A 22,286-nucleotide genomic window follows, 5' to 3' on the forward strand; every position below is an offset into this window, starting at 1 on the left:
GTTTTCTATTAACGTTTAATCATCAGCTTTTTAGTCTCGGTGTAACCTGCCGTTCTGAGTTTAATAAGGTAGATACCTTCTTTTACACTAGATCCATCGAACACAACTACATAATTTCTATTGGTTTGAGCCTCTTCTTCGAAAAGGGTTTTGCCAATTTGCATACCTCTCATGTCGTAAACAGCTAGGGAAACTGGGCCGTCAACATTAACATTAAAGCTGATATTTGCTATATCTGAAGTTGGATTAGGATATGCATTGATCTCTACCTTGATTTCCTCTTTCTGAGTGATAATTTCTTTCTCTTCTTCTGGTTCAGCACCTAAAGTGCCTAAGTTCAAAGAAACCGAAGTTGAAGAGACAGAACCATCACATGTGCCTAAATAAGCGCCTTGAGCAAGGTATGCAGCTACTTCACTTTGGCTAACGCAGAAAGACTCTCCGTTTAAGCAGATACTGATATTTCCACTCCATTGGATTGTTTCAATATTACATCCGCCACTATTATCGTTTCCGCCATTATTGTCGTTTCCACCGTTATCATTGTTTTCAGAAGGAAGAGAGCAAGAAAATCCTTCTCCATCAGTGTAGGCGGTAACTTTGAATGGCCCGATTTCAGAACCTAAAATATTGATTGAGCAAGAAGTATGAACTTCATAATAAGTAAAGTCAATCTTCAAATAAGTTTTAGCTTCTAACCTGTCTTTATTATCGAAACCATTAACCTTAATTGTGTCACCATACTGCACATTTTGGTATGTAGCAATAAGGTAGTTTTTCTTCTTGTTGTAAGCTTGAATAGTCACTCCAGAATTACCTAAGTAAACAACAGTGAAGTTTTCCATACGACCTTCACACTGACAGCCTTCCGAGTTAGTGCTGCTTCCTGATTGAGTATTTTCAGATGAAGAAGTATTGTTTTGAGTACTTTCTCCTCCGTTGGCCTTATAATCATCACCAGAAGCTTGACCGTAAGTGTATCCACCAAAGTTGCCTGCTCCACCATAGTTACTGTCGCTAGCCGAACCTGCGTTCTCAGAAACTGAGCAGCTAGAACCTTCACCATCGGTGTATGCGGTTACTGTGAATGGACCATATGTTTGACCTAAAATGTTGATTGAACAAGAAGTGTGAATCTCTGTTTGTACACCATCAATCTCTAAATAAGTTTTGCTATCCAATCTGCCTTTAAAGTCGAAACCACTTACTTGAATAACATCTCCATTTTGAACATTTGTGAAAGTAGTAATCACAGAGCTTCTATCTTTTTTAACCGCTTTTATGGTTACACCTGATAATCCATTATAAACCACTGTGAAGTTCTGCATTTTGCCTTCACATTGACAGTCAAATTCAGTTTCGCTGCCTCCATTGCCGTTGTCAAACTCATCAGGAGCGTTATAGTCACCACATCTAACATCAATCACATTTACAGTGATAGTTTCGCTAGAAGAACATCCGTTAGAGTCAGTAACAACTACGGTGTAAGTAGTGGTAGCCTGAGGTGCAACAGTTACGCTGTTTCCTGATCCACAAGCAATTTCTGCTTCTGGGTACCACTGATAAGTGTATTCTCCGCTTCCGCCAGTAGCGTTTGCTTGAAGAACAGCCGTTTGCTCACCAAAGCCTAAGTAAATGGTGTTAGCATCGCCATAACCAGTCAAAGAATATTCTGTGGTAGCAGAAGTAGTTACTGAGATTGCAGAAGGAGCAGTTAGCGTAACGCTTTTCTGAATGCTAGTTCCATTGTGGTCAGTAACAGTCACTGAGTAAGTGCCAATACCAACATTGGTTAAATTCTGAGAAGTAGAACCGTTGCTCCATGCGTAAGTATAAGGAGCAGTTCCTCCAGAAACGGCTAACATAACCTCACCATCAGTTGCGTCTGAACAACTTACGTTGAAGATGCCTGAGTTGGTGTTGTAGGTTTTAGTTTGAAGACCAACATTCATTGCACTTGAATTAACGGTAACGGTAAAGCTGGCTGAAGTGCTGTTTCCTGAAGCGTCAGTAGCGGTGTAGGTTACTGTTGTAGTTCCGATTGGGAAAGCATCGCCAGAGTTATAGTTACTCGTTAGTGTAACATCACAGTTGTCTGTTGCAGTTGGTGCAGTCCAGTAAGCATTTACTTGTGAACCTCCGTTTTCAATTTGATATGTTTTGTTGCTTGGAATGTTAGCAATAACAGGATCTGTGCTATCAACCACTTCAACAGTGAAGCTGAAAGTAGTAGCGTTTTGTCCGTCAGTTGCTGTCCAAGTAATTTCAGTTTCACCAGCGTTTAATACTACACCAGAAAGGCTTGTTCCGCTGCCTGTAGTAGCTCCTGATAAAGCATAGCTTAAGCTAAGCTCAGAGCAGCTATTGTCACTGATTGATGGAGTGAATTCTGAACCTGAAACTGTATAGTTACAGCCTTCTTTAGTAACAGTTTCTCCTTGAGCGATTGGGTCAGTGTTGGTGCTAGTTTCTGATTCAATAGTTCCGGCAAACCCAAACATGTGATTCTCGCCCCCTTGTTGGAACATAGACTTGCCAATGATTTGACCAGAAATGTTGTTCCAGCTTGTTTTGTTAATGTGAGTATTTGGAGCTAATAAAGAACCAATGATTGATCCATTGCCTTGAACTTGAAGGAAGCTAGTGTTGTAGAAGTTATATATAATATAAGGAGCAACATGCTCACCAATTCCACCTGTATTGTAAACATTCCAATAGAAGTTGCCAGGATTGTCAACGTTGATAACCAAGATTCTGTTTTGACTTGGCTGATTGTTGAAAGTGAACACAGAAACATTGTTTAAGTCTGCTCCAGTCACATTCAATACGTTGATTCCATCATGCAAATTGATTTTAACCTGATTTGGAAGGCTTGTGTTGCTGATCGGTTGGCCATTAGGATTGGTCAATTCAGCATTGTTTTCTAATTGGCTGATTGCATCTGAGTTTGCTTCAAGTTGAGCGAAAGCAGAAGCGAAGTCAATTACGTTAGCTTCAAAAACAGGGTTGTTGTTAGCGCTAACACCTAAGCTGTTGGCATGAGCCTGAAGCATGGTTAAAGGGCTACTGTTATAATTATTGTCTTTTGTGATTCGAATTGGAGAATACGCTCCGTTTTGGTCAGTGTACCAAACTTTAGAACCGTTGGCGTTTCCAATTTTGATGTAACCATTTTGGTTTACTTGAAGAGCGTTTCCGCTTTCATAGTTGATTTTACCACCAACAACCAATGTAACAGGCACATTATTTACGTTAAAGCTTCCTTTACTGTTAGTGGAAACTTGGTAGCTTCCTTGAAGAGTCAAATCACCACCCACGGCCATGGCGCCTTCAGTTTCGTTGTTTTGAAGAGTAATTCCTTCTTTCAAGAAAACGTTGAAGTCCATTGCAGGAGCAGTAGGGTTAATAGAACCAGAAACGGTATTTACTCCAGGTCCAGTCCAAACAGGCGCTGAGTTGTCAACTACAGTAACAGTTACTTGAGCTGTAGTGGCGTTTCCATTGGCATCAGTTGCAGTAACAGTAACTAAGTTTTCGCCAAGATCAGAGCAATCAAAATTAGTTTTGCTGAAAGTAACAGTTACGTTGCCACAGGCTTCAGAAGAAATAGAGGTGATTACTTGTTCCTGAGTCAATGTAGCCGATCCGTTCTCATTGATTGCAATTGATACTTCATTATTAACCGTGATTGAAGGGGCAATATTATCAACTACTGTTACAATGGCTGTAGCAGAAGCTGTGTTTCCATTAGCATCGGTTGCGGTTAGGGTTACAGTGTTGTTTCCTACTTCAGCACAAGTGAAAGAAGTTTTATCAAGAGAAAGTGTGAAGTTACAATTGTCAGAAGAACCATTGTCGATTTGATCGGTAGTAATAGAAGCGTTACCATTTTCGTCTAAAGCTACAGTGATGTTTTGAGTAACTACAGTTGGGGCAGTATTGTCTGCAACTTCAACAGTGAAACTGAAAGTTGTTGCATTTTGGCTGTCACCAGCACTCCAAGTAATTACGGTCTCACCAGCGTTAAGCTGAACTCCAGAAAGGTCAGTTCCGCTTCCAGTTGTAGCTCCTGATAATGTGTAAGTAAGTCCCAAATCTCCACAGCTATTATCAGAAATAGAAGGAGTAAACTCATCACCTTGAATTGTATAAACGCAATTGTCAGCTTCTCTAGAAACTGTTGCTCCGTCTATAACTGCTTGAGCCGTTCCTTCAGATTCGATTGTTCCTGCAAATCCGTAGTTGTGATTTTCACCACCTACCTGATACATTGATTTACCAATGATTTGGCCTGAAATGTTATTCCAGCTTGTCTTATTAATGTGAGCCAAAGGCGCCAATAAAGAACCAATTACAGAACCATTTCCTTGAACCTGAAGGTAAGTAGTGTTGTAGAAGTTGAAGATCACATAAGGAGCTACATTTTCACCAATTCCACCAGTGTTGAACACATTCCAGTTGAAAGTGCCAGGATTATCAACATTGATAACCAAGATTCTATTTTGGCTTGGCTGATTGTTGAAAGTGAAGTTTGTTACTTGATTTAAATCACTACCTGTAACGTTCAATACATTCAGTCCATCGTGCAAATTGATTTTAACCTGATTTGGAAGGTTTGTATTGCTGATCGCTTGTCCATTAGGATTTGTCAATTCAGCATTGTTGCTCAATTGACTTAAAGCCTCTGAATTATCTTCTAACTGAGCAAAAGCAGCATCGAAATCAATAACTCCTGATTCGAAAACTGGGTTTGTACTTGCGTTAACACCCAATTGCTGAGCATTTGCTTGAAGCATGATTAGTGGTCCACTCCAGTAGCTGTCAGTAGCTTTGTTGATTCTGATTGGAGAATAAGCACCATTGTTATCAGTATACCAAACTTTAGAACCACTAGCGTCACCAATTTTTACGTAACCGTTTTGGTTGATTTGAATTGCCCAACCGCTTACAAAGTTAATTTTTCCACCTACTACCAAAGAAACAGGTACATCATCTACTTTGAATGTTCCAACACTGTTGGTCGAAATTTGGTAGTTGCTTTCGTGAGTCATATCACCACCGATAGCAACGGCACCTTCAGTCTCACTTTGTTTTAAAGTAGCATCATCTTTAATGAATACGTTAAAGTCCAAAGCAGGAGCAAGAGGGCTAAGAGAAGTTGGTGTAGTAGAACCTCCTTCAGGAGCAGTCCAAACCGGAGTTGAATTGTCTACTACATTTACAATTACTGTGTATGTGCTTTCATTTCCGTTAACATCAGTTGCAGTCACGGTAATGCTATTTTGACCTAGGTTAGTACAGTCGAAAGATGTTTTGCTTATTGAAATGGTTACATCACCACAATTGTCTGGAGCGATAGAGGCCACAACATCTTGCTGCGTGATATTTGCCGCACCATTTTCGTCAATCGCTACGGTGATATTTCCATTTGTAATTACACTTGGAGCAATGTTGTCAATTACAGTAACAGTAGCAGTGGCAGAAGCAGTGTTTCCGCTCGCGTCAGTTGCAGAAAGCGTCACCGTTTGATTTCCAACCTCTGAACAGTTGAAAGAAGTTTTATCCAATGATAAGGTGATATTACAATTGTCGTAAGATCCATTGTCGATTTGTTCCGCAGTAATAGAAGCGTTTCCATTAGCATCCAAATACACTGTCAAATCTTGGGTGATAACTACAGGGGCAGTATCATCAGCAATTGTTACCGTAATAATAGCCGTGTCAGAAGCAGCATTTCCACTGCCATCAACGCCTGAAAGCGTTACGGTCTGAGTTCCAATATCAGAACAATTGAAAGAGACTTTATCTAGTGAAAGAATAACATTACAGTTGTCAGAAGAACCGTTATCCACTTGATCTGCTGTGATTGTTGCATTGCCATTTTCATCTAGAAGAACAGTGATGTTTTTGGCGGAAACGGTTGGCGCAATGTTATCAATCACAGTCACATTTGCATTCGCTGTGCTAGTGTTGCCAGCTGCATCAGTTACAGTGAGAATAACTTGTTGAGTTCCTAAATCTGAACAGTCAAAAGTAGTTTTGTCTACTGATAAAGTAACGCCACAAATGTCAGAAGATCCATTGTCGATTTGTTCTGCAGTTAATGTTGCATTACCGTTTTCATCTAAATAAAGAGTAATGTCTTGAGCTATTGCATTTGGTGCAATGCTATCTAAGATGGTAACTGTAGCTGTACCGCTTGCCGAGTTTCCTGAAGCGTCAATTCCTGTAAGAGTAACGGTGTTAGCTCCAAGGTTTGAGCAATTGAAGTCGGTTTGATCAATAGACAAAGTGATGTTACAGTTGTCGTAAGATCCATTGTCAATTTGCTCAGTAGTAATGCTCGCTTGACCATTTTCGTCAAGGTATACATTAAGGTCTTGAGTGATGATAGTAGGAGCAGAGTCGTCCGCAATAGTTACTGTAACAATGGCAGTAGCCAAAGCTTGGTTTCCACTTGGGTCAACACCAGAAAGAGTTACATAATTGCTTCCAATGTCAGAGCAATTAAATGCTGATTGATCCAAAGAAAGAATAACCTGGCAGTTGTCTGAAGAACCATTGTCAACTTGTTCTGGAGTAACAGTAACCAAACCATTTTCATCAAGTTGAACGGTAATGTTTTTAGCTTTAACCACAGGAGGAGTTACATCGCTGATTGTTACAATTGCGGTGGCTGTAGTTGCGTTACCACTTGCATCTTTTACTGTAACTTGAACCACATTCTCTCCAATATTAGAACAGTCAAACTGAACTTTACTAGCCATAACCGTTGCAATTGAGCAATTGTCTGAAGTACAAGCAGCAGCATTTACGAATGGTTGAACACCAATAGGAGCGATCTGACTTCCGTCAGGAGTTACACCACCTGCATTGGTTCCTGTATTTGGTAAAGAACTCTCACATGTAACCAAAAGGTTGTAAGGATCGATCGCTACTTTTCCGTTGGCTCCTAACGAAACTGAAATGTTCTGGGTTACTACAGTTGGAGCTATATTGTCAACAACTTTTACTTTAGAAGTAGCGGTTTTAGTATTACCACTAGGGTCTTTTACGATCAAGGTTACGTTGTTGTAACCAATGTTTGAGCAGTCAAATGTAGTTTTGTTAAGAGATAATTCGATGCTTCCGCAAGCATCGTAAGAGCCATTGTCGATCATCTGTGGAGTGATAACGGCTAATCCATTTTCATCCAATTCAACCATTATGGCACTTTTCGCTTTAGCAACAGGGATTGAACTATCCTTAATAGTAACAACTGCAGTTTCAGTAGTTACATTCCCACTTTTATCAGTAACGGTTACAGTAATGATGTTTTCGCCCGCATCATTACAAGAGAAGGTGGATTTGCTGATTTTGTAAGAAGCTATTCCACAATTATCTGTGGTACAAGGAGCTCCAAAGAATGTGATTTCGTCACCAGCACCTGGAGTGGCTTCGATAAAGCTTCCGAATTCAAATTTCTCAGGGCCATTAATGCTTGAAATTCCTCCTGTCAAGCAATTGAAATTAATAACATCAGTTGGGCTGATTGTTACTGATCCAACTGAATTTAAGTATTTAGTAATGTTTTTAGTTACAACGGTTGGAGGGGTTACATCTTTAACATCAACTAAAACTTCTTGTGTGCATAGGTTTCCGAATTGATCTTCAGAAGTTACAATGATGGTATTTAGTCCTAAATCATTACAGCCAAAAGTAGTTTGGCTTGCGCTTCTAGAAATTTCACGAGTTACACCAGTTAAATCTAAGTTGAAATCCCCTTGGTGATAATTCTGTCCATCAAAAGAATAGCTAAACCATCCAGACATTCCAAAACCTGAATTCTTATTGTTAGCGCCAACTCCAAGCTGAAAGCCTAAGTTATAGTTTGCAGGCATGTGTGTAAGCTCAATAGTTTTTCCTGCGTTTAAAGCCAATCCTTCAATTTGGCTAGTTTGATTAGGATCGATAATGTAGTAGGCCCAGTCTGTATAATTATTGCCCGCTAATCCTTGTTCGTCTTTGTATGTTCTTCCTAAGTTACTCCAGTCACTCCAATTGTATGCCCCTGTTAGGTTAAGAGTTACTTTCCATTTGTCTGTCAAATTTGAAGTGTTAACCAAAATCCCTTTCAAAGTTGCGCTTCCGTTGCTATCTGTGGTCAAAACAGCCCCCGGTAAAAAAGTAAAGTCAGTTGAACTTCCAGCAGTTGGGTTGTTGCTTAACCACATAGCGTGGTCATCTCCTATAGCACCCGTTGGAAGGTAAGTACTTCCTAATAAGCAATCGTCCAAACCTAATGACTGAACATCTAAGGTTGCTACACCTTGTGAGTTCAGGTTGAGTACAGTTTGGGAATTGGCATTAAAGCCGAAAACAGCCAATGCAAGGAGCAGCATTGCTGTTAAAGCGTTTTTAGCGAAAAATGAAAAAAGTCTTTTGCGAGACTTTAGATTGGATTTCTCCATTGTATTGACACACATTTTGGTTAAAGGAATTCTAAGTCAAGCCTCTCCGAAACTTCAATTGAAAGAGCTGTGGACACTTTCAATTCCGGATGAGGAGTTGGGTTTATGCGAAAGGCGGTCAAATATACAAAAAAATGTTTTTCACATACTTTTTTGTGAATTTAATTTTCTTCTAACTCGTTAGTTCTCAATTCACTTAGCTTTTGTAAAATCAAGTTGTCTTAAGTTTTTCAAGAAGAAGCAGTCTTTAGCTCAACCCCAATATTTCAATATTATTTAGAGCAATCTCCTTATGAAATTGCCAACGTTATTCTATTCCTCTGTCTAAGCGATTCCTCTCAAAACCTGATTGTCTAAGTCAAAGCCATTAGCAATCATTGTCGCATTCAGAGTTTCTCCTAATTGGCTTTCCAAATCCATGTAGTAGTCTAGTAAGCACCATGGACTTACTTGAATTTCTAAATGGTTTGGGTGAAGTTTGACTACAGAAATTTTTGGTTTTGGAGCATCAAGGATTAGCTCTTCTTTTTTCAATGCATCGAAAAGCACTTGTTTTACCTCGGTCATATTTGCAGAGTAGCTCACTTTGAAAGTGAAATCCATTCTGATAATGTTTTTTGAAGTAAGGTTATGAAGGCTTTCTGTGAAAAATCGGCTGTTTTGAACAGTTAAGGTTTCGCCATCGATAGTGTTGATTTCGCTAGAAATCCATCCTTTTCGAGTAACGGAACCAAGTTCTCCTTTGATTTCAATGAAGTCACCTTGTTTGAAAGGTTTCAGGATTCTTAAAAATAGCCCACTCACCATGTTAACGATGGTGTCTTGGCCAAATCCTAAGTGTTTTTCAGTAGTGGTGTTCATGACAGATTGTTGTTTTTTGATACAAAAAATATCAATCAACGTACCAACTACGCATGTATGTATGTAAACCCTACTTAAGTCGTTGTGAATGACTTATTTTATACTACATATATTGGGCGATGTCCCATACTGGGAAAAATGTTGCTGAATGGGACTAAATTGGGACTAATGAACTGCTAGTTTGTCGATAATTATTACCCCCTGAGCGGTCTGGTCAAAAATGAATTTCACTTTGTGAAGTCGCTCAAAATCAAATAGTCCGTGGACTGTAGCGATGTAGCGAGGATCAATAAAAAAAGTATTGTAAACAGCTTCCGATCTGTCGTTTGTTTGCAGTTCAGGATTTTTAAGTACATCAACTGTGATTTGCCTCTGAAGATAGCTGTAATCGCTTAGTTTTAGTTCGGCCGTATTACCATGCCTATCGGTTAAAAGAATGCTGAAGTCAATAGGGAAAGGTGCTTTTTCTTCTTCTTTTTCCTCATCCTCTTCATTATTGCTTTCACTTTCTTCTACTGAATTTTCTTCTGTAAATTCTTCATTCTCAGAATTGTTGGCCGCATTTTTTAGCTCTTCATCTCTTTCTTTGTCAGGGTAACTGTTCTCATCGCTTTCGGAAAGTTCAAAGGTTAAGGTAGAAGTTCCAGTGAAATTCAATTCTTTCGGTATTTCAAACTCTATCGATGCTATTTCACCTTCATAGGCCAGACTGTCCCAGCCTATGTAGACAGCTCTCGTGTCCTTATCGCCCCATTTCATTCCGACAGTTTTTTCTTTCCAAACTGTAAGGTTTTCGGTATTGATTTTTCCTCCCGAAGAAGTGGTTGTAAGGTCTAAATCCTCTTCAAAATCAGCTATAATCTGCCAGTCAGAATTTTCATATTGATTTAAGTAAATGGTTGGTTTAATCCAATCTCTGCCTTGCCTATAATCCTTGAAAAATGGCTCGTAAGCTCTGTTTTCCTGAAGTGTTGCCTGAAGAAAAGCACTGATATAAGTCTTTCCAATACCCAGCTGGTCTTCCATAGGCATTAGTGCTTTTTTGTTTAACAGAGAGGCAAAAGGCTGAGGCGAATCTGAGTTGCCCCAGGTGGTGTTGAATTGGCCATGATTGGCTCCATATATGTAAACTGCTGATTTAAAATGGTAAAGTGAATCCGTGAATTTAACTCTTTCATACTGGCGCAACCCTGCGAAGGATTGAACATCACCATCATTGGCGCCATGAAGAACGAGGTAGTTTACGTTCTCTAACGGAGTGCCCGTGTTTCCCGGAGTGTATTGACCATCTACAGGAGCAATGGCCACAACGGATTTAATGTTAAAATGGAAGTCAAATTTCTGTTTCGCATTATCGGAGTAATAGTCTAGCTTATTGAAAAATGCAGCAATGGCAGCGGCTTCTCCTCCACGAGAATGTCCCATTACAGCAATGTTTTTCATGTCAACCTTTTTGTAGAAAACAGAAGTTGAATCTTCATTCCATTTTTGCCACTTTTTCAAGTGTTCTAGTAAAAGCCAGCCTCTAGCATCGTTTTCTTCATCTAAACCACCGGAAATCATGTCTTTCCATGAACTGTTCAAGAAGTTTTCGTCAACGCTTACCATTATGATTCCATGGCTAGCAAGAAGTTCTCCTAAATAGGCGTATCCCGGATCAGAAAAATCTTCCATACCGTGATTTCCATGGACCATTAACGCCAAAGGGAAACTTCCATCCCCTTTCGGAAACCAAACTCTTCCGTTTAACGGCAGTGCTTTTGCATCGAATCCCCAGAATTTGGTTCGCAAATTTCCTGACAAGCCTTCCCAATTATCCAACAGTCTGGAGCCATCGATAGAGTCGGTTTTTATCGATACTTTTTCGGAGAATTCTTCTCTTTGTTTGTCTTTCCCGCTACCATAAAATAGGGTTTCAAACTCAAATTCTCCGGGTTCTCCGGGATGATAATAATCAATGTGCGGAGGTTGATAATTGGCCAATATAGCAGCATTGAAATGTTCGATTTCAGGTTTGCTGCCAGTGTCAAAAATCCAAATGAGTCCCCAAATAAGCCCTGCTAAACCTGCTAAAATTCCAAATACTGAAGTGAGCTTTTGAATGACAGTCAATTCAGAACGGTTTGATTTAGCCAAGGCGTAAATTCCTGCACCGGCCAAAGCTGAAAATGCAATAAGAAGTAATGGGAATTTCCATTGCAATTCATCTCCAAAAAAGAACGTGGTTAAGAAAATGCTGCCCGGTAAAACCCATAGAAATTTCTTTGGGAGTTTGTTGAGTAGCCATAAGCTCAAAATTACGCCACAGCTAATTAAGAAAGCGATGATTGGCCCGAGCATGACAGGTATTACTCCTGATAAAGTGCCGGGTTCTACAATAAACATGAATGCGGATGCAATAATCCATGCTACAATGGCTGTTGTAGCAACGGCTTTGCTGGCTCCTTTCCAAGCCTTTTTGCCTGGTGTGAATTTTTGAAAAAATACTTTTAGCTTTTGAGCCGTCTTTTTGAAAAAATGAATCATGTCAGATTTATGAGAATCAAAATCTACTCATAAAACTTTGACATTCAAATCAAAAGAAGATCTTGGTGTGATTTCTTTGGTTGAATATTACTGTTTATTGTTTGCTAAATTACTGCTATACATTTCAGTTCAATTGCAATTGGTGTGGGGAGCGAGTTAATTTCTACAGTAGTTCTGCAGGGCTGATTTTCTTTAAAATATTCGGCATAAACTCTATTGTAAGTGGCAAAATCATCTTTCATATTGGTGAGAAAAACAGTTACGTCAACCAATTGATCCCAGCTACTGCCAGCGTCTTCTAAAATGAGTCTTACATTTTTGAAAACTGAATGACATTGAGTTTCAATGTCGTAGGAGATTATTTCGCCTTCTTCATTAAGCTCAACGCCAGGGATTTTCTTCGTTCCTCTTTCTCTGGGGCCTACGCCAGAGAGAAATAACAAGTTGCCCACAGTTCTAGCATGTGGATAAAGGCCTACTGGCTCGGGAGCTCTTTCAGAGTTTAGTTTGCTGCTCATGATATTTATTGTGGAACCCAGAAATGTTTAGATGAGATTTTTTCTAGCCTTGTAGGAACAGAGATTTTCTCATTACTTCGGCAATAGAAAATAAAGCCTTTGTAAGATGTGCTGTATTTGAAAACGCTTTTAAAAAGCAATGTGCCTTGATGTTCTATTACCAAGCCGTTGTCCATTTTGCTTATTAATCGAGTGAAATCATTGGGATCGATTTTGACTATGGCGCCAGAGGCTTTAATGGCTTGTTGAATGGCAGCTTGCGCTGCGGCTCCTGCTGCTGCGTTCATAAAAGGTGTTTTATAAGTTCAATCCGATAATTCTCTAACTCATCTTTTGGCTTTAGGTTGTAGATGTTAAAGCCATGATTGATGGCAAAAGTTAGCATTTTTTTGTGCCGATTGAGTGTTTTAAACTTTACACTCTCGTAGCCTTTTTGCTTTGCCCAATTTTCTTGCTCTACAGCAAGCTTTTTAGCAATCCCCAGTCTTCTGAACTTCGGAGAAACCCCGCCTAGCCAACTATAAAAAGATCCATCTCTGTATTTATCATAGCCTACTTTACAACCCGCGAGTTGCCCATCTGCTCTGGCTAGTAAAATGAGGTGGTTTTTGCCCTTGACTTTATCTTCGTAATAACTTGGAGAGAAGAGTGGATCGAATTCAGGCAATTGATTTAAAACAAAGAGGGCATCTTTTAATGTGCCCTCTATTATTTCTATCTCCATGGTTTAGGAGTTCATTACTTCTTCGATTTCTTCAGCTTCCAGCGGAATATTTCTCATTAAATTATGAGTTCCGTTTTCGGTGATAAGTTCATCGTCTTCAAGCCTCAAACCAATGCCTTCTTCAGGAATGTAAATGCCTGGTTCTACAGTAAATACCATTCCAGGTTTGAATTCGGTGTAAATGCTTGCTACATCGTGTACGTCCAAGCCGATATGATGTGAAGTGCCATGCATGAAGTACTTTTTGTAAGCTGGCCAATCTGGGTTTTCATTTTTAACATCAGTTTGATCTAAAAGCCCAAGGCCAATCAGTTCGCTGGTCATGATTTTGCCTACTTCTTTATGGTATTCAGGAATGCGATTGCCCGGGGTCAGCATGGCGGTAGCTTCTTTTTTGACTCTTAAAACGGCATCGTAAACTTCTCTTTGGCGCTTGCTGAAACGCCCGTTTACAGGGATTGTTCGGGTCATGTCTGCATTGTAGTTAGCATATTCTGCCCCAACATCCAAAAGCATCAAATCGCCATCTTTCAGCTGATCTTTATTTTCTATATAGTGGAGCACGCAAGCATTTGCCCCACCTCCAATAATTGGTGTGTAGGCAAAACCCTTCGATTTATTTCTTACAAATTCGTGAAGAAACTCAGCCTCGATTTCGTATTCCCAAACACCAGGCTTAGTGAATTTTAATACTCTTCTGAAAGCCTTTTCAGTAATGTCGCATGCGGTTTGCATCAGTTCAATTTCACGACTTTCTTTTACAGTTCTTAAGTCGTAAATGGTTGGTGCTAGCCTTTGATATTCGTAGTTAGGATATTTTTCATGGCACCATTTGTTGAATCGGTCAGTTCGGGTTTCAACTTCTGTAGCGTTGCGAATATGCTCGTTTTGGTAGAGATAAATATTGTCTGTTTCGGCCAGAATGGTGTTGAAAATGTTTTCGAATTTATCGTTCCAAATTACCGTAGTAATACCTGAAGTTTCGGTGGCTTCGTCTTGAGTGTATTTGTGGCCTTCCCAAACGGCAATATGCTCGTTGGTTTCTCTAAGGAATAAAACCTCCCTGAATTTTGGATCAGGAAAATCGGGCGCAATAACCAAAGTTGATTCTTCCTGATCGATTCCCGAAAGGTAGAGCATGTTGCTGTTTTGGCGGAAAACCATGGTGCCATCGGCATTGGTGGGCATAATGTCGTTCGAGCAAACCACCACAGCGGAATTAGGCTTGAGTTTGGCTTTTAGCTTCTCTCTGTTTTTTATGAAAAGGTCTTTTCCTATAGCTTCGTATCTCATGATCAGTGCTTTTTTGGTTTCGAGCGAATTAAGCAGGAAATGTTTACAAGACCAAGCGTTGAAGGGTGGAGAATGTTTATCGAAAGCTAGTTAGAATGTGGCAGACTAGTCTAAAAGCAGTTTTTCTACTTCAATATCTCTTCCACATTTAAAATGGCTTTTTGGGCACTCTCTAAAACCATGAAGACCGCAAGGACGGCAGTCTAGTTTTTCGGAAACTTCAACGATTTTAGCGCCATCGGCCAAAGGACCAAAGCCAAACTCAGGAACTGTGGAACAATATATGGCTGTGGTTTTTGCATTCATTGCCGTGGCCAAATGCATGGGTGCTGAGTCGTTTACGTAATTCATTTGGGAATCACGCATTAGTGCGGCCGATTCCAGCAAGTTCAGTTTTCCACAGAGGCTTTCTGCATTGGGCGCACCACTGGTTTCAATAATTTCTTCACAAAGCTTTTGGTCATCTGGCGCACCAATCAGATAAATCTTCCCCTGAAAATTTAGGTGTTGAATAAGCTCCACCCACTTCTCTTTAGGGAATTGCTTGGTGAACCAAACGGAAGCTGGAGCCATAACAAGAAAGGGCTCTGATTTGTACGGTTCTACTTTAGCAAAGTGGGCTTCGCTTGGGTAGAGTACAGGGCGTTGAATTTGAGCATCGGTGATGTCTTTGATCAGTTCATTATTGCGCTGAACTTCGTGAACACCTTCTTCTATTTGATGCTTTACCTTTTTTGTGAACGCCCAGCTAAACGGGTTTTTGTCAAAACCGATTTTTTCTTTGGCGCCACTTCTGGCGGTGAGAAAGCCGGAGTTGGCAAAACGTTGCACATTGATCACCAAGTCGTACTGCTCTTTTCTGATTTGGCTAATAAGCTTAAAAAGGTTTTTGTACTTACCTCCTTTTTTATCCCAAATCAGGACTTGCTGCAGTTTAGGGTGATTCTTTAGTAGAGCTTCGTTTCCTTTTCTTAGTAAAAAGTCGATAGCCGCTTCAGGGTAATACTGGTTTAGCTTCTCGATTAACGAGGTCGCTAAAATTACATCACCAATAAATGCAGTTTGAACAATAAGGATTTTCTTGTAGCTCATTCGAAAGCAAATATAAGGGTTCTAGTTTGCTCAGGTTGAAAATGCATAGATAAGTGGAGTAGGAACTTCTTTTCGAATCTTATTCTTAATAGTAAGCTAATTTATTTAACTAAGAATAGTTGTTTGATAGTTAACTGATTAATATGGTTAGCACAACAGCTTATTCTTATAACTTTGCAGCTTGATTAATTCTGTAATGGTAGACTACAACCTTTTTACTTTGCCCAATGGCATTCGTGTGGTGCACAAGGAGGTGAACAATACAAAGATCATCCATTGCGGATTTATCTTGGATATTGGAAGCCGCGATGAACGTGAAGAACAATTGGGGATCGCTCACTTTTGGGAGCACATGGCTTTTAAAGGCACCAAAAAGCGAAAGGCTTTTCATATTCTAAATAAGCTCGATGCCGTTGGTGGCGAATTGAATGCTTATACTACCAAAGAGAAAATCTGTTTTTATGCCTCAGTGCTTGATAAGCACATGGACTCTGCCTTCGAATTACTTCAGGATATTACCTTCGACTCTATTTTTCCTGAAAAGCAAATCGAGAAGGAGAGAGGGGTTATTCTGGAAGAAATGTCCTTATATCATGATAGCCCAGAAGATGCCATTCAAGATGAATTTGATAGAGTTGTGTTTGGAGACCATCCGCTGGGCAAGAATATTCTAGGCACAGCAAGTAGTGTGAATTCCTTTACCCGAGACGATTTCAAGCAGTTTATCAAAAGCAATTTGAACACCGAAAGGGTGGTTTTTTCCTGCGTAGGAAATGTGCCTTTAAAAAAGGTGAAGAAATTGGCGGAGAAATATTTTCAGCCTATCCCGCATCATGAGGGACAAAAAGAGCGCGTTCTTTTCGGTGATTACATTCCGGGAAGAGAAGTAATTAAAAGAAACATCACTCAATCGCATTGCGCAATTGGAGCCACGGCTTATGAACTCGGGAACAAAAATAGGTTGCCTTTCTTCATGCTTATGAATATTCTAGGCGGGCCAGGGATGAACTCAAGGCTTAATATGGCGCTTCGTGAAAAATATGGCTTCGTATATAATATAGAGGCTGGCTATCATCCGTTTTCTGATACAGGCCTTTTTTCCATCTTCTTCGGAACAGAACCTAGCCAATTGGAAAAGGGCAGAAAACTTGTGTTGAAGGAATTGCAGAAATTGAGAGAAGTGCCTTTGGGTACGCTTCAACTTCACATGGCTAAAGAGCAATTGATCGGTCAGTTGGCTATGGCCGAAGAAAATAATACCAGCCTTATGTTGATGATGGGCAAGAGTATTTTAGATATGGATAAAATACACAGCCTAGACCGTATTTTCGAGAAAATCAGAAGCCTTAGCTCTGAAAAACTGATTGAAGTTGCGAACGATCAATTAGAGGAAAACCGATTGAGTCATCTAACCTTTTTACCAGAGAATTAATGGATTTTATTCCCGATCCTATCCGGAAATATGTAGAACAGCATACAGCTCCTGAAACGAACTTGTTGGTTCAGTTAGATCGTGAAACGAACCTTAAAGTGATGAAACCCCGAATGATTTCGGGCCATTTGCAAGGTAGAACGCTTTCTATGATTAGCCATATGCTCAGGCCTTCTCGCGTTTTAGAGATTGGTACTTATACTGGTTATTCTGCTATTTGTTTGGCCGAAGGTATGGTAGAAGGCGGTAAGCTTTTCACCATAGATAAAAATGAAGAAGTTGAAGAAATGGTGCGAGGCTATTTTCAAGAGGCGGGCCTTTCTGATATGATCGATTATCGCATAGGGAATGCGTTGGATATTCTTCCTGAAATTGAAGGGCCTTTCGATTTGGTTTTTGTGGATGCCGATAAAATTAATTACTACAATTACTTTAAATTAGTGCTCGATAAGGTACGGCCAGGAGGCTTTATTATAGCCGATAATGTGTTGTGGAGCGGCAAAGTCGTTCAAAATGAAAAGAAAATAGACAAGGATACACAAGCAATCCTGGATTTTAACCGTTTGACCCATGAAGATGATCGCGTTGAAAATGTACTTTTGCCGATCAGGGATGGCTTAATGGTGTTAAGAAAAAAATAAGCGTGACAAAATACATAGCGTCAATCATCATCATTCTGATGGCTTCGTTGAATACTTTAGCGCAAGCCCCGATGATTGTCCCCTCCGAAATGGAGTTTGCAGGAATCAAACTCAAAATTACCAACAGTGCCAAGAAGGAAATTGAAGAAACGCTTGACTTGCTTACACGAAGTCAATACCATTTTCAGTTGTTGGTAGATCGCGCGAACCTCTATATGGGGTTTGTGGAAGATGTTCTGGAAAGAGAAGGGATTCCCGATGATTTCAAATATTTAGCGATTCAAGAAGGCCAATTCATTTCCGATGCGGTTTCTACTTCGAATGCCGTAGGTTTTTGGCAGTTCAAAAAAGCTTCAGCACAAGAGTTAGGTTTACGCGTAGACGGAACTGTTGATGAAAGAAAGCACATTATTGCTGCTACTGTTGGGGCAACCAAATATTTTAAGCGGAGCAATTTCGTGTTCGACAACTGGCTGCTTTCGTTGCAATCTTACCTTCAGGGTTTAGGAGGAACGCAACGGTCGGTTCCTGAAAAATGGTATGGAGCAAAAAGGTTGGAGATTGATGGGAAAACCCATTGGTACGTAAAAAAGTATTTAGCTCATAAATTGGCTTTTCAAGATTTTGTAGGGAGCGGCAGAAGAAACCCAGAAGTTCAGTTGGCTTTTTATGAAGGCAAAGGGAAGAGCCTAAAGGAAATCAGCAAAGAAGTAAAAGTGGATGTAAATGATCTGCAAGACTTCAATAAATGGCTTTCTGCTTCGCGAATTCCAGGCGAAAAATCCTACCCAGTTATTTATCCAGTAAAGTCTGGGCAGCCTATTGTTCAGGCTACTCCAGACCCCAGCAAGGAAACTCCAGTTAGTCAGCCGAGCAAGTCTACCACCAAAAACACAGGAAGCGTAACACGAAACAAAGCGGAGTTCGACAGACTTTTTGATAACATTAAGCCTGTGGAAGGCAATACGGGTGTTTTTCCTCGGATTACAGGCAATCAGCGAAATGAATATGAGCCTGGCCAAATCGAGGTGAATGGAATCAATGCAGTTCGAGCAACCCAAAATGATAATCTGAAAACCTTAGCCGCTCGAGTCGACAAAAGTGTTTCTAAGCTTATGAAATACAATGACATTGGTTCGAAAGGCAATGTCAGAGCAGGACGCTATTATTACTTAAAGAATAAAAAGAATAGGGGCAAGGTTCATTACCATATTGTTCAGCCAGGGGAAACCTTGTGGAGTATTTCGCAAGATTATGGCATTAAGCTTAAGAAGCTTCTTCAGAAAAACAGAATGAGAGAAGTGGAACAACTGAAAGTAGGCAGAGTGCTCTGGTTAAGGTTTATAAGGCCAGCAAAAGTGCCTGTGGAATATGCCGATGTGGTGGTTGAAAAAACTCAACCAACTCCTGAAGATAAGTTGATCAAAGAAGTAATAGCTCCTGAAAAAACCGTTACTGTTAAAGAGCCAAAACCAGCCAAGAAGGAAACTGTAACTGAGAATCAGGAAAATGAAGTTGAAGAGGAAGTGGAGCAACAGCTAGTTCCTCCGGTAAAAAAGCCTTTGGTTGCTTCGGCTAACGATACCATTATTACACACGTGGTACTGCCTAAAGAATCGTTTTTTGCCATTTCTCAAAAATATGGAATCGAACTGGATGATATTTTAGATTGGAACGGACTCAATGTAATGGATGGCCTGCAAATTGACCAAAAGTTGCAATTGGTCGTGCCGAAAGGCTATTTTCAGAAAAGAATTCAAACAACTCAAACAACAACACAGAAAGAAATTTATCATGAAGTACAGAAAGGTGAAACCCTTTGGTCCATTTCAAGGCAATATGGCGTTACTGTTGACGACATCCTTAAATGGAACAGCAAAACGGATAACAACCTTGCTTTGGGCGAACGCCTAAAAATTCTTCAAGACCATTAAAACCTGTAAGAATCATTGAATAGTTTTGAGCCGATTTTAGTGAAGAGCGCAAAAATGAACCGTTATTTATTAGCCTTTTTTCTACTAGTTGTTTGTTTGAGCAGCCTAAATGCTCAGGTCAATCCAGGTGGAGTCGTGTTGCTGCCGCCTAGAGATACCACCGAGATTCCGCCCGATACCATTAAATATTGGAAAGATGGAGGAAGAATCAACTTCAACCTTCAACAAGTAAGTTTAACCAATTGGGCAGCTGGAGGTCAGTCTTCATTGGCCATTGGTGCTAAAATCGAGACCTTCGCAGATTATGAAAAGGAAGGGACGGTTTGGCAAAACAGGTTTAAAATTGCTTATGGTTTAATTCGAAATGGCGATGCAAGAAACCGCTTCGTGAAAACAGACGACCAGATTATACTCAGTTCCAAATACAGCCAGAAGTTTTCGGAAAGCGTGCTTTTATCTACTTCCGTCAATTTTCAGACCCAGATGGATGAAGGTTATAAGGTGGAAAAAATTTCGGGAACTGATGATACCCGAAGGGTGCTGATTTCCAATTTTATGGCTCCGGGGTATCTTATTGCTTCGCTCGGTATTTCTTATCGGGAAGGAGATGTGTTGACCGCAACTCTGGCTCCGTTTACGGGTCGTTTTACTTTTGTGTTAGAAGATTCACTTTCGGCTGCCGGGGCTTTTGGTATTCGACCCGGAGACCGAATTAGGCCTGAGGCGGGTATAAGTTTTACAGGAAGCTATAAAAAGACCATTTGGGACAATGTTTCCCTTTTAGGAAACTTCAACCTCTTCTCTAATTATGAGAAATTCCCGAACACAGTAGTGAACTTAGAAGCTACTTTAAACCTAAAGGTGAACGACTATCTGTCTTCTAACATCAGCTCACAATTGATTTATGACGATGATATTATTCTTACCCGAAATGACGGTACGCGGGGACGGGATATTCAGATTAAGAATGTGATAAACGTGGGCTTTACTTTCGGGTTCTAGCTGCGGTTTTCAGAATTCTGGATCCAAACCTAGGCGTTCTTGCAAGTCTCGTAGCGCAGGGTATTTCTTTTTCAGGTGTTCAAATTTCTCTTGATCCGTATAGAGCATCCGTTCTTGGTTGATTTCCACGGTTCTCGATTTCAGTTGAATAGAATCATTTTGAAGACCATCACGCAATGCAATTAGCAGGTCGCCTCTGAAACGTTCGAAGGTGGCTTCTGAAGCTTCATTCGGAATGTTTACAGTTACAGCGGAACCTTCCAAATGGTATGCTTCTTTCAGAATGAGCAGTTCGAACGGCTTTCCTTCCTCTTCTTTTTTACGGGTGTAGTCGTTCCAAACTCTTCGGACATCATCGGGAGTAAAAGCCTTTTTTCTCGATGAAAAAACTTCAACTTCTTGTACTTCTTCAGTCTTTTCTTCCTTTAGGTAGCTTTTGTTTTTTAGGTCGGAAAGAGAAGGGATACTTATGGTTTTAGAAGGAGACTTGCCCGCTGTTTTTTTAGGAGTTGGGCGAGTTCCACTACCAAAGCCTGTGGCTGGTGTTTGAGCGGCTTCTTCTTTTAAAGAAGTATGAGCTATGGTAGATTCTGTTGGGGCCTCTGGCTTTGGCTCCTCAGTTTTCTGAGGAGTTTTACTTTCTGGTTTTTCCTCAACTAGGATTTTTTTTTTGATGAATCGTCAGAGACGTCCACTTGAGCCAATTGAATGGCCGATTTAAGATGGGCCATTTTCACAAGGGCCAATTCTACATGGAGTCGCTGGTTTTTGCTCCCTTTGTAATTTAGGTCGCAAGCACTGGCTATGTTAAGCGCAGTAAGCAAGAAAGACAATGGGATTCCATCGGCCTGAGCTTTGTAGCGTTGCTTAATATTGTCAGAAACCTGAAGAAGCTGAATGGTAGATGTGTCTTTGCAAACCATCAAATCCCTGAAATGACTAGCCAAACCAACAATGAAATTGTGGCCGTCAAACCCATTCTTAAGAATGTCATCAAAAGTCAGAAGAACATTTGAGGTGTCTTCAGTATATAAAAACTCCGTCATTCTGAAATAATAATCATAGTCCAGAATGTGGAGGTTTTTGATCGTGTTTTGGTAAGTAACTTTCTGCCCATGAGAGAAAGTTACAATAAGGTCGAACAAAGAAAGGGCATCACGCATGGCACCGTCTGCTTTTTGAGCAATCAGGTGAAGTGCCTCATCTTCCGTTTCGATACTTTCTTTATCCGCAATCATTTTCAACTGCCCAGAAATATCTGTTACCTCAATTCTATTAAAATCGAAGATTTGACAGCGTGAAAGTATAGTTGGAATTACTTTGTGCTTTTCCGTAGTAGCCAGAATGAAAATGGCATATGATGGTGGTTCTTCCAAAGTTTTCAAAAAGGCATTAAAGGCCTGATTCGAAAGCATGTGAACCTCATCTATAATATATACTTTGAATTTGCCTTGCTGAGGCGGGTATCGAACCTGATCGATCAAATTTCGAATGTCATCTACAGAGTTGTTCGAAGCCGCATCAAGCTCATATATATTAAAGGTATCGTTGCCAGCAAGTGGATTCTCGATATTCTGATCATTGATCATACGAGCCACAATACGTGCACAAGTGGTTTTCCCAACTCCTCTTGGCCCACAGAAAAGAAGGGCTTGAGCAAGCTGGTTATTGTCAATGGCATTTTTCAGGGTAGTTGTGATGTGCTCCTGGCCAACAACTTCTTCAAAACCGACTGGTCTGTATTTACGCGCTGAGACAACAAAATTTTCCATCGCTGCAAGATATGAATCTTCCCTAAGATGTTTCAAGGAAT

At 40.3% G+C, this 22,286-nt stretch carries 14 protein-coding genes; 4 read left to right on the top strand and 10 right to left on the bottom strand.

The features are described 5' to 3' along the window. Positions 1–8 precede the first annotated feature (8 nt). The 8 genes from ACXACJ_RS01435 to ACXACJ_RS01470 all read right to left on the bottom strand — a co-directional run bounded on the left by ACXACJ_RS01435 (position 9) and on the right by ACXACJ_RS01470 (position 15,464). Positions 9–8,381 carry a collagen-binding domain-containing protein gene (locus ACXACJ_RS01435; RefSeq protein WP_475132480.1) on the bottom strand — a complete coding sequence of 2,791 codons (8,373 nt, stop codon included), beginning with the start codon at positions 8,379–8,381 and terminating at the stop codon, positions 9–11. Positions 8,382–8,774: 393 nt separating this feature from the next. Continuing rightward, complete coding sequence (locus tag ACXACJ_RS01440) at positions 8,775–9,311, bottom strand: mechanosensitive ion channel family protein (RefSeq protein ID WP_475132481.1); 537 nt, start codon at positions 9,309–9,311, stop codon at positions 8,775–8,777. Between the two features lie 165 nt (positions 9,312–9,476). Beyond that, positions 9,477–11,837 (bottom strand): alpha/beta hydrolase family protein, encoded by a 2,361-nt coding sequence (locus ACXACJ_RS01445; RefSeq protein WP_475132482.1) that lies wholly within the window; start codon positions 11,835–11,837, stop codon positions 9,477–9,479. Between the two features lie 104 nt (positions 11,838–11,941). Further along, complete coding sequence (locus ACXACJ_RS01450; RefSeq protein WP_475132483.1) at positions 11,942–12,355, bottom strand: RidA family protein; 414 nt, start codon at positions 12,353–12,355, stop codon at positions 11,942–11,944. A 5-nt stretch (positions 12,356–12,360) separates the two neighbouring features. Beyond that, a complete protein-coding gene (locus ACXACJ_RS01455) occupies positions 12,361–12,642 on the bottom strand; it encodes a hypothetical protein (protein ID WP_475132484.1) in 282 nt (93 codons plus the stop codon). After that, on the bottom strand, positions 12,639–13,079 hold the full coding sequence (locus ACXACJ_RS01460; protein WP_475132485.1) for a GNAT family N-acetyltransferase: 441 nt from the start codon (positions 13,077–13,079) through the stop codon (positions 12,639–12,641). The genes ACXACJ_RS01455 and ACXACJ_RS01460 overlap by 4 nt, the downstream gene beginning before the upstream one ends. 3 nt (positions 13,080–13,082) lie before the next feature. Continuing rightward, positions 13,083–14,372, bottom strand: a complete 1,290-nt coding sequence (locus tag ACXACJ_RS01465; protein ID WP_475132486.1) for an aminopeptidase P N-terminal domain-containing protein — start codon at positions 14,370–14,372, stop codon at positions 13,083–13,085. A gap of 105 nt (positions 14,373–14,477) precedes the next feature. After that, the gene (locus ACXACJ_RS01470; RefSeq protein WP_475132487.1) at positions 14,478–15,464 is read right to left on the bottom strand and encodes a glycosyltransferase family 9 protein; all 987 of its coding nucleotides are present in this window, start codon (positions 15,462–15,464) and stop codon (positions 14,478–14,480) included. Positions 15,465–15,660: 196 nt separating this feature from the next. Here ACXACJ_RS01470 and ACXACJ_RS01475 point away from each other — a divergent pair, with 196 nt between their 5' ends. Genes ACXACJ_RS01475 through ACXACJ_RS01490 form a run of 4 tightly spaced genes read left to right on the top strand, consistent with a single transcriptional unit; the run spans position 15,661 to position 20,473 of the window. Next, positions 15,661–16,896 carry a M16 family metallopeptidase gene (locus ACXACJ_RS01475; protein WP_475135062.1) on the top strand — a complete coding sequence of 412 codons (1,236 nt, stop codon included), beginning with the start codon at positions 15,661–15,663 and terminating at the stop codon, positions 16,894–16,896. Then, positions 16,896–17,537 (top strand): O-methyltransferase, encoded by a 642-nt coding sequence (locus ACXACJ_RS01480; protein WP_475132488.1) that lies wholly within the window; start codon positions 16,896–16,898, stop codon positions 17,535–17,537. The genes ACXACJ_RS01475 and ACXACJ_RS01480 overlap by 1 nt, the downstream gene beginning before the upstream one ends. A gap of 2 nt (positions 17,538–17,539) precedes the next feature. Further along, entirely contained in the window at positions 17,540–19,471 is a 1,932-nt protein-coding gene (locus ACXACJ_RS01485; RefSeq protein WP_475132489.1) for a LysM peptidoglycan-binding domain-containing protein, read from the top strand. A 54-nt stretch (positions 19,472–19,525) separates the two neighbouring features. Next, on the top strand, positions 19,526–20,473 hold the full coding sequence (locus ACXACJ_RS01490; protein ID WP_475132490.1) for a DUF3078 domain-containing protein: 948 nt from the start codon (positions 19,526–19,528) through the stop codon (positions 20,471–20,473). A 9-nt stretch (positions 20,474–20,482) separates the two neighbouring features. Here the strand turns inward: ACXACJ_RS01490 and ACXACJ_RS01495 are convergent, their stop codons facing one another. Then, a complete protein-coding gene (locus tag ACXACJ_RS01495; protein ID WP_475132491.1) occupies positions 20,483–20,737 on the bottom strand; it encodes a hypothetical protein in 255 nt (84 codons plus the stop codon). A gap of 392 nt (positions 20,738–21,129) precedes the next feature. Continuing rightward, positions 21,130–22,245 (bottom strand): DNA polymerase III subunit gamma/tau, encoded by a 1,116-nt coding sequence (gene dnaX / locus ACXACJ_RS01500; RefSeq protein WP_475132492.1) that lies wholly within the window; start codon positions 22,243–22,245, stop codon positions 21,130–21,132. Positions 22,246–22,286 lie beyond the last annotated feature (41 nt).

This window comes from Roseivirga sp. AWQ4_251 (genome assembly GCF_056158225.1).

Bases quoted from the DNA above. Each gene is read 5' to 3' on its own strand.
- ACXACJ_RS01435 (WP_475132480.1), bottom strand. From the start codon at position 8,381: ATGCTGCTCCTTGCATTGGCTGTTTTCGGCTTTAATGCCAATTCCCAA.
- ACXACJ_RS01440 (WP_475132481.1), bottom strand. From the start codon at position 9,311: ATGAACACCACTACTGAAAAACACTTAGGATTTGGCCAAGACACCATC.
- ACXACJ_RS01445 (WP_475132482.1), bottom strand. From the start codon at position 11,837: ATGATTCATTTTTTCAAAAAGACGGCTCAAAAGCTAAAAGTATTTTTT.
- ACXACJ_RS01450 (WP_475132483.1), bottom strand. From the start codon at position 12,355: ATGAGCAGCAAACTAAACTCTGAAAGAGCTCCCGAGCCAGTAGGCCTT.
- ACXACJ_RS01455 (WP_475132484.1), bottom strand. From the start codon at position 12,642: ATGAACGCAGCAGCAGGAGCCGCAGCGCAAGCTGCCATTCAACAAGCC.
- ACXACJ_RS01460 (WP_475132485.1), bottom strand. From the start codon at position 13,079: ATGGAGATAGAAATAATAGAGGGCACATTAAAAGATGCCCTCTTTGTT.
- ACXACJ_RS01465 (WP_475132486.1), bottom strand. From the start codon at position 14,372: ATGAGATACGAAGCTATAGGAAAAGACCTTTTCATAAAAAACAGAGAG.
- ACXACJ_RS01470 (WP_475132487.1), bottom strand. From the start codon at position 15,464: ATGAGCTACAAGAAAATCCTTATTGTTCAAACTGCATTTATTGGTGAT.
- ACXACJ_RS01475 (WP_475135062.1), top strand. From the start codon at position 15,661: ATGGTAGACTACAACCTTTTTACTTTGCCCAATGGCATTCGTGTGGTG.
- ACXACJ_RS01480 (WP_475132488.1), top strand. From the start codon at position 16,896: ATGGATTTTATTCCCGATCCTATCCGGAAATATGTAGAACAGCATACA.
- ACXACJ_RS01490 (WP_475132490.1), top strand. From the start codon at position 19,526: ATGAACCGTTATTTATTAGCCTTTTTTCTACTAGTTGTTTGTTTGAGC.
- dnaX (WP_475132492.1), bottom strand. From the start codon at position 22,245: ATGGAAAATTTTGTTGTCTCAGCGCGTAAATACAGACCAGTCGGTTTT.